We start from the raw sequence: 619 nt of genomic DNA, 5'->3' as shown, positions 1-619 counted from the left end.
ACAGCAGGGACAAGTATCGTAGCTGGTACGGCAGCATCAGTAACAGGGGTACAATATGGGAATGTACTGATAGCTAGTGGAGCAGTAACTAGCTTATCAGCTATCACAAAGACGGCCTTACAAAATGGCGAAATTCAGGTTAATTATTCTAGCAACTACGACAGCTGGCAGGCAAATAGACCTACGAGTAAGACCATTTCTGGCAGGGGTGGTAAACTAATTGAAGCCCGAGTAGGAAATCGAAAAGTGAACCTTCGTGTGGATTGGGAGCCAAGCAGTGGTACTAATGGTGATGGAATTTTCCAGGTTCAATCTGGAAGTGGAAAGTCAGGCTATTCGCTTGATGAATATATTGAAGTAAATACAATTTCTGGAAGAAAATCTATAGAAGATTGGGTAAATACCAATCGCCAACTAAGGAAACTTGATACAAACACAAAGGAAGAGATAATTAATAGGATTTTTAAGGGTTATCGAATTTATTACGGGAACTAGGTGGACAATATGAGACTATACATCAAAGGTGATTATGCTAAAAAAATAACATTTACTACTAGAGAACTAGTTTGGAAGATGTGGTTTAAGGAACGGAATGGCAAGAAAATAAGTTACTCCAACG

1 pseudogene is annotated in these 619 nt (G+C 39.3%); it reads left to right on the top strand.

The window, feature by feature from the left end:
• Positions 1 to 495 (top strand): annotated as a pseudogene (locus tag HMPREF2613_RS04970) (virulence protein); the annotation flags it as partial.
• Positions 496 to 619 lie beyond the last annotated feature (124 nt).

Source organism: Streptococcus sp. HMSC070B10 (genome assembly GCF_001808665.1).
Lineage (GTDB): Bacteria > Bacillota > Bacilli > Lactobacillales > Streptococcaceae > Streptococcus.
The sequence above is the reverse complement of the archived record's forward strand: the minus strand, read 5'-3'. Positions and strand labels throughout refer to the sequence as shown.